This is a genomic window from Bradyrhizobium sp. Ken51 (assembly GCF_055807435.1).
Genome location: NZ_JBVVPB010000020.1, coordinates 46,560 through 61,001 on the forward strand (window position 1 = coordinate 46,560; position 14,442 = coordinate 61,001).

Below are 14,442 nucleotides of genomic sequence, written 5' to 3' on the forward strand. Positions count from 1 at the left end.
GGTTAAAGAGAGGTCCAATCTGAACGCCCTACCTATCCGGGCTGGCGCGCTCGAACTGGCGCAGGATCTTGTTGCCGCGCTCGACCGCGGCATCGAGCGCTGCTTGCGCGCTCTTGCGGCCGGCAAAGGCCTGCTCCAGCTCGTCCTCGATCGCGCCGCGGATCAGTACGAAGGAGCCGAGCCGGATGCCCTTGGAATTCTCCGTCGGCGGATGCAGCGTGATCTCCTCGAACGAGATCGCCGAGCCGGGATTGCGCTCGTAAAAACCCTGCGCGCGCGTCAGCTCGAAGGCGGCGCGGGTGACAGGCAGATAGCCGGTGTTCTGGTGCCAGGCGGCCTGCACGCCGGGTTGCGACAGGTAGGCGAAGAATCGCGCCACACCCTTGTATTCCTCGCGCGGCCGGTCGCGCAGCACCCACAGCGTGGCGCCGCCGATGATCGAGTTCTGCGGCGCGCCCTTCACGTCGGGCCAATACGGCATCATGCCGTAGCCGATCTCGAATTTCGAATTCGCCTTGATGTCGGCGCGCGTCGCCGAAGAACCGATGAAGATGCCGCATTCGCCGTTCTGGAAGCGCGGCTCGGCCGACTGGCCGCGGCCGCTATAGTCGAACACCTTCGTCTTCTGCCACTCGCTGAGCTCGGCGACATGACGCACCAGAGACGGATTGTTGATGGTCAACTCCGCATCGAGCGCGGCGAAACCGTTGGTCCGCGTCGCCAGCGGCAGGTTATGGAAGGCTGAGAAATTCTCGACATGGATCCAGGACGGCCAGGATGTGGTGAAACCGCACACCGCGCCGCGATCGCGCAGGCGTTTTGCAGCGGCGCCAAGCTCCGGCCAGGTTTTCGGCGGCGCCTCCGGATCCAGCCCCGCGTCGCGGAACATGGTCTTGTTGTAATAGAGGATCGGCGTCGATGAATTGAACGGGAAGGACAAGAGATTGCCGGCCGCATCGGTGTAGTAGCCGGAGACCGCGGGAAGATAGTCATTGAGCGAGAACGGCTCGTTCATGTCCCGCATCAGGCTGAACACGGGATAGATCGCGCCCTTGGCCGCGGTCATGGTGGCGGTGGCGACCTCGTTGACCTGGACGATCGCGGGCTGGCTGCGCGAGCGAAAGGCGAAGATCGCGGCCGTCACGGTCTCGGTGTAATTGCCCTTGTAGGTCGGCACCACGCGATAGTCCGGCTGCGAGGCGTTGAAGTCGGAGGCGAGCTTCTCGAGCTGGCGGCCGAGCTCGCCGGACATGGCGTGCCACCACGCGATGTCGGTCGCGGCACGCACCGGCGCGGCCAATGAGAGGGCCGCAAAGGCGGCGACGACCTGCAAAAGACGCGATGCTGAAATCACGATGGCTCTTTCCATGCCGCACGACGAAAGCGGCTGTCCCTGCTTAAGGCGCGGCATTTGCGGTTTCAACCGGGAATGAGCCCCGGCCGCGACGCACAATCACGCAGCAGTGCCGCGCGGGATGGCCTTCCCACGACCATCTGCTAGATTGCATTGAACCTTTTCCTCCCGCCATAGACTCCACCACTGAGGGGTTGAGTGTGCCAGTGTTGAACCGTGCCGAACGCTCGCGGACCGGGGTGGTTTTCGTCGCGCTTCTGATCGCCATCTGCGCGACGGGAGCCGCTGCGCGGGAGTTCCGCGCCGCCGACACCCAGACCGAGGATTATCCGACCGTGCAGGCGCTGCGCTACATGGGCGCCCTGATCGCCGAGCGCAGCGGCGGCCGGCACGAGGTCAAGGTGTTCCACTCCCGCCAGCTCGGCGAGGAGAAGGAGACCATCGAGCAGACCCGGGTCGGCGCGATCGATCTCAATCGGACCAATGTGGCGCTGATCGGCAACTTCGTTCCGGCGATGAACGTGCTGGCGATGCCGTTCCTGTTCCGGTCCATCGAGCACATGCAGAAGGTGCTGGACGGTCCGGTCGGCAGCGAGATTCTCGGCAGCTTCGAGCCCTACGGCTTCGTTGGCCTCGCCTTCTACGATTCCGGCGCGCGGTCGATCTACAACGGCGCCCGGCCCGTGCGGAGTGTCGCGGACCTCAAGGGATTGCGGATCCGGGTGCAGCAGTCGGAGTTGATGAGCCAGATGATCCGCTCGCTCGGCGCGGAGCCGGTCGAGATGCCCTATGGGCAGGTGCTTGCCGGGCTTGCCAACCACCTGATCGACGGCGCCGAGAACAACTGGCCATCCTACGTGACGACGGACCATTACAAGCATGCCGGCTACCTCGCCCTCACCGAGCACACGATGAGCCCCGAAGTGCTGGTGATCTCGTTGAAGGCCTGGAAAAGCCTGTCGGCCGACGACCAGACCATCTTCAGGGAAGCCGCGCAGCGCTCCAGCCGGTTCATGCGCGAGAAATGGCGCGACCTCGAGGAGCAGTCGCAGCACAAGGCGGAAGCAGCGGGCGTCACCATCGTCAGGGATATCGACCGCAAGCCGTTCGAGGACGCGATGGTCGCGATCTACGCCAAGGCCGGGCAAGATCCGGCCGCGGCCGCGCTGATCGAACGCATTCGCAAGGTGGAGTGAGGCCACTTGCCCGGGCTTGGACACAGCGAGCATGCAGACAGGTCGCCCGGCCCGATGGGGCGGCTGCGTGCGCGGCTGGTCGGCGTGCTCCGGGCCGTGCCGATTCGCTGGCGCATCCTGTCGATCGCGGCGCTGAACTCCGCCGTGGTCATCGTGCTGGTCGGGCTGATCTGGAACGGGTCGCAGGTGCTCGGCTCGGCCTGGGACGACGTGCGCCAGGTGCGCGAGTCCGACCGGATCCTGGCGCTGCTCGAAAGCGAGACCGGGCGGCTGCACAATCTGATCCACCGCTACATCAACCAGCCGAGCCCCGACCTGTTCGCCGAGATCCTGCTGCTGCGCGAGGCGGTGCTGGGGACGCTGACCAACCGCGCCGCCAAGGACCCGATGCTGTCGGGCTCGGTCGAGGAGCTGGAGCGCACCACCGACCGCTTCCTCAACGGCTTCGGCGAGCTGCGCGGCGTGCAGGCCACCATCGCCAGGACCTATGAGGATCAAGTGCAGGGACCGGCCAGGGATATGGCCGGCCTTTACTCCATCATCGAAGGCGCCACCGGCCATCGCGACGCGCTGATCTGGCCTTCGCTGGGCAAGTCGCGCGAAGCCTTCACCGCGATGCTGGTCGCGGCCAATTCCTACTATCTGTCGCTGTCACCGGGTGCGGCCGACGACGCCCGCCGCAACACCGAGACGATCGAGAAGACGATCCCCGTGATGATCGATCTCGCCGACAACGACCTCCAGCGCATGGCGCTGCGACGGCTGGCGGCCCGGACCGCCGCGCTGCGCGAGGGCTTTGCAAAGCTCTCCGAGCAGCTCATGAACCGTACCGAGCTGCTGCGCAACACCATCGACGCCAACCAGGCCGAGGCGATCGGCGCTATCGACGACCTCTCCACCAAGATGCGCCAGCGCGAGCAGAAGGCGCAGGAGACGTTCGACCGTACGCTGGCGGACATTTCCCGTCGCGTTCTTTCCATCGCCGTGATCTTCCTCGGCATCATCCTCACCGCCGGCGTGCTGATCGCGCTGTCGATCCGGCTGCCGCTGCAACAGATCATGGCGGCAATGCGCGCGATCACGCTCGGCGACCTCGGCCGCGAGGTTCAGGGCACGCGCGCGCGCGACGAAGTCGGCGCCATGGCCCGCGCGGTGGAAGTGTTCCGCGAAAACGCGATCGCGAAACGTGAGACCGAGGACGAGCTGCGCGCGTCCAAGGAGAAGGCCGAGAGTGCACTGCTCGAGCTCAACGCCGCGCAGCAGAATCTGATCGATGCCGAGAGGCTCGCCGCCCTCGGCGGCCTCGTCGCCGGCGTCGCGCACGAGGTCAACAATCCGATCGGCATCAGCCTCACCGTTGCGTCGAGTTTTGCCCGGCGCACCGAGATCTTCGAGGCCCAGCTCAAGGGCGAAGGCGGCCTGCGCCGCTCGCAGCTGGAGGAATTCGTGCAGTCCTCGCGCGACGCCTCGCAGCAGCTGGTCGCCAATTTGCAGCGCGCCGGCGAGCTGATCCAGTCGTTCAAGCAGGTCGCGGTCGACCGCTCCCATGCCGAGCGGCGGCAGTTCTCACTGAGCGAAGCCACCGACCAGATCATCGCGAGCCTGCGCCCGGTGCTGAAGCGCTCGCCGATCACGCTAAATGTCGACATGCCCGAGGGGCTGCTGCTCGACGGCTATCCCGGCTCCTACGGCCAGATCCTGACCAATTTGTTCCTCAATGCCGCCAACCACGCCTTCGCCGACGGCCGCGCCGGCACGATCACGATCTCGGCGCGGCCCCGCGGGGCCGACGACGTCGAGATCATCTTCACCGATGACGGGGCCGGCATGACCTCCGACGTGCAGCGCCAGGCCTTTGACCCATTCTTTACCACCAGGCGCAATGAAGGTGGCACGGGACTCGGCCTCCATATCGTCTATAACCTCGTCACCCAGCAGCTCGGCGGTCGCATGATGCTGGAATCCAAGCTGGGACAAGGCACTACATTTCGCATTATCATGCCCCGGGTCGCCAGGGGCGGCGGGCAAAGCACAGAGACTGACGGGACTTCTCAATGGCCGAACAGGACGATGTCCTCCACCTGATCGACGATACCGGTACCGCATCGGAGGATGTTGACGCCCGGAAATGGAAAATCGCCGTCATCGACGACGATCCGGCCGTGCATGACGGCACCCGCTTTGCGCTCTCGGACTATTCCCTCAACGGCCAGGGCCTGGAGATCCTCTCCGCCCATTCGGCGGCCGAAGGTCGCAAGCTGATGGCCGCGCACAACGACATCGCCGCCGTGCTGCTCGACGTCATCATGGAGACTGATGTCGCCGGCCTCGAGCTGGTCGAGTTCATCCGCAACGAACTCAAGAACGAGACCGTGCGCATCATCCTGCGCACCGGACAGCCCGGCCAGGCGCCCGAGCGGCGCGTGATCGTGCAGTACGACATCAACGACTACAAGGCCAAGACCGAGCTCACCGCCGACAAGCTGTTCACCTCGCTGACCGCGGCGCTGCGCTCCTACCAGCAACTCGAGCGCATGCTGCAAACCCGGCGCGGGCTCGAGATCATCATCGACGCGGCTTCCACGCTGTACGACTTCAAGTCGATGCAGCGGCTCGCCGAGGGCGTGCTGACCCAGCTCGCCTCGCTGCTCAACGTCGATTGCGCCGGCATACTGGTCTTGCGCGACAATGGCGGCCTCGACCCCGAGCTCTCGGTGCTCGCCGGCAGCGGCTGCTACAGCCGCTTCATCGGCACGACCTCATCGAAGGCGCTCGACCCCGATCTGCGCGCGATGGTGGAAGCCGCTTTCCAGGGCCGCAAGAACGAATTCGCCGACCACCGCAGCGTGATCTATTTGCGCACCGGAAGCGGCCGGGAGGTCGTGGTGCTGCTCCAGGCCGAGCGCGAGCTGTCCGAGACCGACCGCTCGCTGGTCGAGATCTTTTCCAGTCGGCTCTCGATCGCCTTCGACAACGTCATCCTCTACCAGCAGCTCCAGGCCGCCAACACCCAGCTGGAAGACCGCGTTGCCCAGCGCACCCGCGCGCTGATGCAGGCCAACCGCCGGCTCTCGGCGCAATGGCTGCGGCTGCAGCGCGCCAACGGCTTCAAGAACGAGATCCTCGGCACCGTTGCCCACGATCTGAAGAATCCGCTCGGCGTCATCCTCGGCCGCACCGAGATGCTGAAGGAGCTGATCTCGACCGGCGCGTCGTCAAGCGGCGTGGTCGCCCAGGTCGATCACATCCGCGATGCGACGAAGCGCCTGACCACGATGGTCGATCATCTGATCTCGGACGCGATGGCCGATGCCTTCGACATCACCATCCGCCGCGAGCCGGTCGACGTCGCGGCCCTGGTCAAGGAGGTCGCGGAAGCCAACCAGCCGCTCGCCGTCAACAAGCAGCAGGCAATCAGCGTCACCGCGCCCGTCAACATCGTCACCATGTGCGACACCGACCGCATCCGCGAGGCGATCGACAATCTGATCAGCAACGCCATCAAATACTCACCGATCGGCGGCAAGATCGGCGTCATCGTGAACCATGAGGGCGGCGACACCATCGTCCGCGTCAGCGACGAGGGCGCCGGCCTGTCGCCGGAGGATCTCGGCCGCCTGTTCGGCCGGTTCCAGCGGCTGTCGGCAAAACCGACCGCCGGCGAGAGCTCGACCGGCCTTGGGTTGTCCATCGTCAAGCGTATTATCGACATGCACGGCGGCGAGGTGACCGCCGAGAGCGAGGGCCCCGGCAAGGGCTCGACCTTCACCATCACCCTCCCCGCGACCGAAATTCCGTGATCTCAGGACCATGACCCAAAGCCAGCACATCATGATCGTCGACGACGAGGCCCCGGCCCGGGAGATGGTCGGCGATTACCTCAAGATGCACGGCTTCACCGTGACGCTGTGCGACGGCGGCAAGTCGTTGCGCACGGCGATCGACGGCAGCATGCCCGACCTTGTCGTGCTCGACCTCAACATGCCCGAGGAAGACGGGCTCTCGATCATCCGCGACCTCAAGAGCCGCATCAACGTGCCGGTGATCATGCTGACGGCGACGGCGAGCCCGATCGACCGCGTCGTCGGCCTCGAGCTCGGCGCTGACGATTACGTGGCCAAGCCGTGCGAGCTGCGTGAGCTGATGGCGCGCATCCGCTCGGTGCTGCGCCGGAGCGTGCCGGCGAAAGCCGTGGCGGCGGAAACGGCGGCTGCGAAATCGGACAAGGAGCAACTGGTACGGTTCGGGACGAAGTGGCTCGATCTCGAAGCGCAGGCCTTGCGCGACGATGAGGGCAACGAGCACCCGCTGACCGCATCCGAGTTCGGGCTCTTGAAAGTGTTCGCGGCCAATCCGAAGCGCGTGCTCTCGCGCGAGCGCCTGCTGGAACTGGCCAACGCGCGCGACGCCGAAGCCTTCGACCGCGCGGTCGATCTGCGCATCATGCGGATCCGCCGCAAGATCGAGCCCGATCCGACAAAACCCGCCGTGATCCGCACCATCCGCGGCGGCGGCTATTTGTTCTCGCCGGCGGGCGAGAAGGCGTAGGACCATCGTCGTCCTGGCGAAAGCCAGGACCCATTACCCCAGGCAGATCTTGCTGCGCGAGCTGGCAACCACGCGTCTTCGCAAAACGTCTCCCTGGGGTAATGGGTCCTGGATCGGCGCTCGCCTTGCTCGCTTGTCCAGGACGACACGGTGAGTGCGAACGCAACCCCTCGGAATACGTTCCCGACACCTCAGTCCGCCTCCAATTCCCCAGCCCCGTATTTTCCGTACATTGAAATTCCACGCTTTTTTGCCCCAAATGTTTCGTCGCGGCTAATCCGATGAAACAATTTGATGGCGCACGAAACCATTTTCCCCTTTTCGTGCAGACGTCCCGAAACGTTGGCTCATTAACACTTTGGTCCAAGGAAACGCCGCTCGGTTGCGGCGCTACGGGGAGCCAAGTCAATGCCGAACGTCATCGCCATCAACGCCCAAGCCAGCCAGAGCATCATTGCCGCTCAGGCGACCTCGGACGACATGCTTCTCGAAAGCATTGCCGACGGCAACCGGACGTCCATGCACATCCTTTATTGCCGGCACAATGTGCGCGTCTACCGCTTCATCCTGCGGATCGTGCGCGACGCCACCACCGCGGAAGACCTCGTCAGCCAGGTGTTTCTGGACGTGTGGCGGACCGCCGGCCAGTTCCAGGGCCGCTCGCAGGTTTCGACCTGGCTGCTCTCGATCGCCCGCTTCAAGGCGCTGACCGCGATGCGCCAGCGCCGCTTCGAGGACATCGACCAGGAAGACGTGCGCCAGATCGCCGACGGCTGCGACACGCCGGAGACCTCGCTCGACCGCAGCGACACCAGCGCCATCCTGCGCGCCTGCGTTCAGAAGCTGTCACCTGCGCATCGCGAAATCATCAACCTGGTCTACTACCATGAGAAGTCGGTGGAGGAGGTCGGTCAGATCATCGGCATCCCGCAGAGCACGGTGAAGACCCGGATGTTCTACGCCCGCAAGCAACTGGCCGAATTGCTTAAGGGCTGTGGCGTCGAGCGCTTCGCTGCCTGAAGTTCAGCTATTTCAATGGGATAGGACTTTTGTTTTGGCCCTATCCCGGACACGGAAGTGTTACCGCCGACGAAACAATTGAAACAAAGCACAACATCAGGCGGAAAAACTTCCCTCCTATAAAGCTCACATACGGTTTCGTTAAACCTCCCAAGACCTCCAGCGACCCGGACGGGATGCCCCCCCTCCGGGTCGTTTTGTGTCTGGGGTAACGCACGCGGCGCCAGCGGTGCTGGGCACGGCGCTTCCTTGTCGTCATGGCCGGGCTTGTGCCGGCCATCCACGACTTCCCCGCGGTACAAAGACGAGGATGCCCGGGACAAGCCCGGGCATGACGCCCCCCTGCGAATTCGTGTCCCCGTCACGAACGTGTGACGGCGCGTAACGTCCGACACATCCATCCCGAACAGCCCTCGTGACCCCCTTCACGAGTGCCCCATGCTCGAACTTCTCTTCGCTGTCCTCGCCGGAATCCTCACCATCGCCGCGCCCTGCACGCTGCCGATGCTGCCGATCCTGCTCGGCGCCTCGATCGGCCGCAGCTCGCATCTGCGCCCCGCGATGATCGCGCTCGGCTTCGTCATCTCGTTCTCCGCGACTGCGCTGTTGCTCGGCGCCATCACGCGGCTGTTTGATTTCGATCCGAACGTGCTGCGCGAGGCGGCATCGATCCTGCTGCTCGGCTTCGGTCTGTTGATGCTGTGGCCAGCGCCATTCGAATGGCTGTCGATCCGGCTCAATGGCTGGCTCGATCTCGGCAACTCCGGCGCTACGCAGCGCGAGGGCGCGCTCGGCGGGCTCGTGCTCGGCACCACGCTTGGCTTGGTCTGGACGCCCTGCGCCGGCCCGGTGCTCGGCTCGATCCTGACGCTGGTCGCGACCACTGAGAACGCGACCTGGGCCGGCACGCTGCTGGTCGCCTACGCGATCGGCGCGGCTATCCCCATGCTGGCGATCGCATATGGCGGGCAGGCCGCGACCACGCGGGTGCGGAGTCTCGCGCGCATTTCGCCAAGACTGCAGCAGGGCTTTGGCGTCGTCGTGATCGGCTTCGCCGTCGCCGCCTATTTCCAATACGACACGCTGATCGTGGCGTGGCTCACCGGCTTCTATCCCACCGGCCAGATCGGCCTGTGATCATCGCGCATCTCAACCGGAGGACTCGTCCATGACTTTCAAACTGCTCGCCGTCTCCGCCGCTCTGATCGGCATCGCCGTAACAGGCGCGGTCATCCCCGGCATTTGCGACGAGGCCGCGCGCGCCGTCCCTGTCGTCACCGCTGCCGCCAGCCAGCAGACCGCGCCCGACTTCGCCGGCATCAACAACTGGTTCAACTCGAAGCCGCTCAATATCGCCGATCTCCGCGGCAAGGTCGTGCTGGTGGACTTCTGGACCTATGGCTGCGTCAACTGCGTCAACACGCTGCCGCACGTCACCGAGCTCTACGCCAAGTACAAGGACAAGGGGCTCGTCGTGGTCGGCGTGCACACGCCGGAATTCCCGTTCGAGCGCTCGGCGTCCAATGTCCAGGCCGCACTGAAACGCCACGGCATCACCTATCCGGTGGCACAGGACAATGATTCCAAGACCTGGAATGCCTACCGCAACCGGTATTGGCCGGCGCAGTACATCATCGACCAGAACGGCAAGATCGTGTTCCAGCACGAGGGCGAAGGCCGCTATGACGAGATCGACCGCACCGTCGGCCGGCTGCTGAACGCCAACAGCTAACACGCCGCGCTGGTCTCGCCGTTGTTGCTTGACTCCACGGACCCGTCCGTGGAGTTTCGCGGGCCACGCAATCAGCCGCCCGCGATGGACGACGCCACCAGCAGCACTGATATTCGCCTTCGTGAAGGCGCCTCGATCGCGCAGCGGCTGGTCATGTCCGGCTTTGCGGCCGCCGTTGCGCTGTGCTTCACGCCGGGTCTGTTCACGCACGACCCCCTGGAGGTGATCATCTCCGTGGTCGCGCTGCTGGTGGGAGCGGCGTTCGTCGGCGTCATCATGATGGCGCCGGCGGTGGTGTGGATCATCACGCCGGACGAGATCCTGATCGGGGAGCAGCGCCCGTTCGGAAAGCTGCGGACGCGGATCGTCGCCAAGGACGACATCAGGGGATTGCAGGTTCCCGGCAGCAAGAGGGCGAAAGCCCGCTTCCAGCTGGCCTTCACACTGGCCTCGGGAGAACGTCTGACGTCGCCGCCTATCACCGACGTCACGCATGTGCACGACACGGTGGCGCGGATCGCCGCGCAATTCGACGTTCCCGACGTCGAGTCTCCGGTCAATCCGCTCGATGCCAGCAATCCCGAGATGCGTCTCGGCGACCCTCTCGAGCCGTTTTCCACGAGGGACATCAGGATCGTCGCACTGATCGTCGTCGCATTGTGCGCCGTTCCCTACGCCTACAGGCTCTGGCGCGGCCTGTCGCCCGGGCCGGTCGACATCATGCTGCTGCCGGTCGGCGGGATCGCCGCTTTCGGCGTTTACCGGTATGCCAACCTTGTGACCGGCGCTTTCTGGATCATCCGCCAAGGCGATATCCGGGTCGAACGCCTGTGGGGCGACGGCACGCTGCGTGCCGACCACATCGAAGGGCGCGACGTGAAAACAATCACGGTCGAGCGCCGCGGCCGGTCCGAGGACGAGCACTGCATCGTCGTGATCCGATTGCTCTCAGGACGCCGGTTTCGCAGCCCCCGCATCGGCTCTCGGCCTGAGGCCCGGGCCGTAGGCGCCGAAATCGTCCGGCGGCTCGGGATCGCGCCGGAGAACAACCAGATCTGATATCGCGCTGCCTCCACATCGTCGTGGCCGGGCTTGTCCCGGCCATCCACGTCTTTGCCCACAGCACCAAGGATGCCCGGGACAAGCCGGGCATGACTGCGTTTGTGAATGCAAATGGCCGCCCCACCCCATGCGAGGCCGTGGCTACTGCTTTTCGCGCCATCCCCTGTTTGTGGCATTGCCGGCGGTCCGTCAAAAAACCAAAGCATTCTCGTGACATACCAGCCGGGCGCGCCATCAACTTGCCATGAAGCTGCCGCTGGGTTCAGATGGTTCCGAACGATATTCGCTGTGGCAGTGGGGAGAGCTTGAAATGACGGATTTTCGTCGCCTGACCGGGATATTTGTGGCTGCGATCGGCCTGATCCTGTCCGCGCCCCATGCCTACGCCCAGCAGCCCGACCGCGGCGACGAGCCGGGTCTGGTCGCCGACGACGCCTTCGAGCTCGATCCGGAATGGCAGAAGCAGGTCGTCTACTTCCGCACCACCGAAGCGCCCGGCACCCTCATCATCTCGACCGCCGAACGGCATCTCTATCTGGTGCAGCCCGGTGGTCGTGCGATCCGCTACGGCATCGGCGTTGGCCGCGATGGTTTTCAGTGGCAGGGGCTGGTGAACATCACCAACAAGAAGGAATGGCCGGACTGGACGCCGCCGCCGGAAATGATCCAGCGCCAGCCCTACCTGCCGCGCTTCATGGCCGGCGGCCCCGGGAATCCGCTCGGCGCCCGCGCCATGTATCTGGGCACCACGGTGTACCGCATCCACGGCACCAATCGGCCCGACACGATCGGCACCAAGGTCTCCTCGGGCTGCTTCCGGCTGGTCAACCGTGACGTCGCCGATCTTTACGATCGCGTCCCGGTCGGCACCAAGGTGGTCATCCGGCAGAAGCCCGAGCTCTGATCTTTTCGCCCTGGCGAATATTCCTTTTCCCGATTATTTCGAGAGAGCAACATGATGCGCACTTTTCGTGGCGGCCTGCTGATCGGGCTCGCAGTCGCCGTGCTGGTCGCCGTCCTGGCCATCATTTATGAATTCTACGACACCCGCACCCTGAAGCGCACCGTCCGCCGCGGCGAGGTGCTGTGCGGCGTCAACAAGGGCCTGCCGGGCTTCTCGATCCCCGACGACAAGGGCAACTGGACCGGCTTCGACGTCGATTTCTGCCGTGCGGTGGCCTCCGCGATCTTCAACGACCCGAGCAAGGCGAAGTTCGTCGCGCTCGACGCCAACGAGCGCTTCAAGGAATTGCAGAGCCGGAAAGTGGACATCCTCTCGCGCAACTCGACCTGGAGCATGGCGCGCGAGCTCGACTACGATCTCTATTTTCCCGCGGTCGCCTATTACGACGGCGCAGGCTTCATGCTGCCGCGCGCGCGCAACAAGGAAACCGCGCTGGATCTGACCGGGAGCAAGGTCTGCGTCCAGACCGGGACCACCACGGCGCTCAACGTCGCGGATTACTTCCGTGCCAACAACATGAAGTATGAAGAGGTGAAGTTCGACAAGCTGGACGACGTGGTGAAAGCCTACGATACCGGCAAATGCGACACGCTCTCCGCCGACGTCTCCCAGCTCTACGCGCTGCGGATCAACCTGTCGAAGCCCGGCGACCACATGATCCTGCCGGACATGATCTCCAAGGAGCCGCTCGCGCCCGTCGTGCGCCAGCGCGACGACGACTGGATGATGATCGTGAAGTGGACGCTATACGCGATGATCAACGCTGAGGAGCTCGGCGTCTCCTCGGAGAACATCGACGAGGCCCTGAAGTCGAAGAAGCCGGAAGTGATGCGGCTGGTCGGCACCGAGGGCAATTACGGCGAGCAGCTCGGCCTCACCAAGGATTGGGTGGTCCGCATCATCCGCCACGTCGGCAATTACGGCGAGATGTACGAGCGCAACATCGGCGAGAAGTCGAAGCTGAAGATCCCGCGCGGGATGAACCAGCTGTGGAATGCGGGCGGCGTGCAGTATGCGCCGCCGGTGAGATAAGACGGTCTAACCGCCGTCTTTGCGAGCGTAGCGAAGCAATCCAGAATCCCTCCGCGGTGACAGCCTGGATTGCTTCGTCGCAAGTGCTCCTCGCAATGACGAGCTTGGGGCAGGCGCGCTATCCACAATCTCAACTGTCATCGCCCGGCTTGACCGGGCGATCCAGTATTCCAGAGACGGTTGCGATCAATCGAGAAGCCGCGGCGTGCTGGGTCGCCCGGTCAAGCCGGGCGACGACACCGCCTGTGAGGCGACGCCCTGGACCTCACACCCGTCTCGCCTCAATACCCCCGCGCCCTTGCCAGCTGCTCGGTGTGGTAATTGGCGTCGCCGAACAATTCCTCGCACACACGCGCGCGCTTCATGAAGAAGCCGATGTCGAACTGGTCGGTCATGCCCATGCCGCCATGCATCTGCACGCCTTCCTGCACCGCGCGCGTGGCGGTGGTGCCGGCGCGGGCCTTTGCCACGGCGACGTTTGATGCGGCCTTGGCGACGTCCGTATCGAGCGCTTGCAGCGCCTTCATCACCGCGGCGCGGGTGATCTCGATGTCGACATAGAGTTCGGCGGCGCGGTGCTGCAGCGCCTGGAATTCGCCGATCAGCTTGCCGAACTGCTTGCGGCTCTTCAGGTACTCGACGGTGCGGTTGAACACTTCTTCGCTCAGGCCCACCATTTCGGAGGCCACCGCGCCGCGTCCGATATCGAGCACGCCGTCGAGCAAGCCGGCCCCCTGGTCAACTTCGCCGAGCACGCTGTCGGCATCGACCTCGACATTGGCAAGCTCGAGCCGCGCCGCATTGTGCGCGTCGACCATGATGGTGCGCTCGATCGCGACGCCCTTGGCCTTGGGATTGACCAGGAACAGCGTCAGCCCCTCGCGCTCGCCGGCCGAACCCGCGGTGCGCGCAGCGACAATGAGAAGATCGGCGACGTGACCGTCGACCACCAGCGCCTTGGCGCCGGAGAGCCTAAAACCGTTGCCGGCGCGCACGGCCTGGAGGCTGGTCTGAAGCGGGCGGTGTTTTGCGCCCTCGTCGATCGCGAGCGTCGCGAGCAGGGAGCCGTTGGAGATCTTCGGCAGATACTCCGACTTCTGCGCGGCATTGCCGCCACGGTTCAGCGCCGAGGCCGCGACCACGCTGGTGGCGAGGAAGGGCGACGGCATCAGCGTGCGGCCGATCTCCTCCATCACGACGCCGGCCTCGACATAGCCGAGCCCGCTGCCGCCGAACTCTTCCGGCACCAGCAAGCCGGCAAAACCCATCTCGGCGAAGGAATGCCAAAACTCCTTGGAGAAGCCGGTGGGATCTTTGCTATCGCGCAGATGTCGCAAATGCGACACCGGCGCCTTGTCGCTGATCAGCCCGCGCGCGCTGTCGCGGAGCATCGATTGTTCTTCGGTGAGGACGAGGGCCATGTGTGTGTTTCCGATTCGAAATTTATTCTGGTTCGTCATTCCGGGATGCGCCGAAGGCGCAGGCCCGGAATCCATTCCACCGCAGAGAATGCCGCCTGATGGATTCCGGGTTC

Annotated in this window: 12 protein-coding genes; 10 read left to right on the forward strand and 2 right to left on the reverse strand. The window is 64.6% G+C overall.

Features of this window, described 5'->3' with window-relative positions; translation table 11 throughout:
- Window positions 1-28: 28 nt before the first annotated feature.
- On the reverse strand, window positions 29-1,369 hold the full coding sequence (gene ugpB, locus AC0L27_RS28475) for a sn-glycerol-3-phosphate ABC transporter substrate-binding protein UgpB (protein WP_354206058.1): 1,341 nt from the start codon (window positions 1,367-1,369) through the stop codon (window positions 29-31).
- A 185-nt stretch (window positions 1,370-1,554) separates the two neighbouring features.
- Here ugpB and AC0L27_RS28480 point away from each other — a divergent pair, with 185 nt between their 5' ends.
- The 10 genes from AC0L27_RS28480 to AC0L27_RS28525 all read left to right on the forward strand — a co-directional run bounded on the left by AC0L27_RS28480 (window position 1,555) and on the right by AC0L27_RS28525 (window position 12,908).
- A complete protein-coding gene (locus tag AC0L27_RS28480; protein ID WP_275168497.1) occupies window positions 1,555-2,550 on the forward strand; it encodes a TRAP transporter substrate-binding protein in 996 nt (331 codons plus the stop codon).
- Between the two features lie 54 nt (window positions 2,551-2,604).
- On the forward strand, window positions 2,605-4,635 hold the full coding sequence (locus AC0L27_RS28485; protein WP_354206431.1) for a sensor histidine kinase: 2,031 nt from the start codon (window positions 2,605-2,607) through the stop codon (window positions 4,633-4,635).
- Entirely contained in the window at window positions 4,605-6,350 is a 1,746-nt protein-coding gene (locus AC0L27_RS28490) for an ATP-binding response regulator (protein ID WP_354206054.1), read from the forward strand. The genes AC0L27_RS28485 and AC0L27_RS28490 overlap by 31 nt, the downstream gene beginning before the upstream one ends.
- Window positions 6,351-6,360: 10 nt before the next feature.
- Complete coding sequence (locus AC0L27_RS28495; protein ID WP_354063876.1) at window positions 6,361-7,098, forward strand: response regulator; 738 nt, start codon at window positions 6,361-6,363, stop codon at window positions 7,096-7,098.
- A gap of 408 nt (window positions 7,099-7,506) precedes the next feature.
- Window positions 7,507-8,118 (forward strand): sigma-70 family RNA polymerase sigma factor, encoded by a 612-nt coding sequence (locus AC0L27_RS28500; protein WP_275168500.1) that lies wholly within the window; start codon window positions 7,507-7,509, stop codon window positions 8,116-8,118.
- A gap of 438 nt (window positions 8,119-8,556) precedes the next feature.
- Complete coding sequence (locus tag AC0L27_RS28505; RefSeq protein ID WP_354206051.1) at window positions 8,557-9,255, forward strand: cytochrome c biogenesis CcdA family protein; 699 nt, start codon at window positions 8,557-8,559, stop codon at window positions 9,253-9,255.
- A gap of 31 nt (window positions 9,256-9,286) precedes the next feature.
- Complete coding sequence (locus AC0L27_RS28510; protein ID WP_354206049.1) at window positions 9,287-9,850, forward strand: thioredoxin family protein; 564 nt, start codon at window positions 9,287-9,289, stop codon at window positions 9,848-9,850.
- A gap of 84 nt (window positions 9,851-9,934) precedes the next feature.
- Window positions 9,935-10,909, forward strand: a complete 975-nt coding sequence (locus AC0L27_RS28515; protein ID WP_354206047.1) for a hypothetical protein — start codon at window positions 9,935-9,937, stop codon at window positions 10,907-10,909.
- 313 nt (window positions 10,910-11,222) lie between these two features.
- A complete protein-coding gene (locus AC0L27_RS28520) occupies window positions 11,223-11,816 on the forward strand; it encodes a L,D-transpeptidase (protein WP_354206045.1) in 594 nt (197 codons plus the stop codon).
- A gap of 54 nt (window positions 11,817-11,870) precedes the next feature.
- Window positions 11,871-12,908 (forward strand): amino acid ABC transporter substrate-binding protein, encoded by a 1,038-nt coding sequence (locus AC0L27_RS28525; protein ID WP_027565946.1) that lies wholly within the window; start codon window positions 11,871-11,873, stop codon window positions 12,906-12,908.
- Between the two features lie 281 nt (window positions 12,909-13,189).
- Here the strand turns inward: AC0L27_RS28525 and AC0L27_RS28530 are convergent, their stop codons facing one another.
- Window positions 13,190-14,329: an acyl-CoA dehydrogenase family protein gene (locus AC0L27_RS28530; protein ID WP_354206043.1), complete on the reverse strand. Its 1,140-nt coding sequence runs from the start codon at window positions 14,327-14,329 to the stop codon at window positions 13,190-13,192.
- Between the last annotated feature and the right edge of the window lie 113 nt (window positions 14,330-14,442).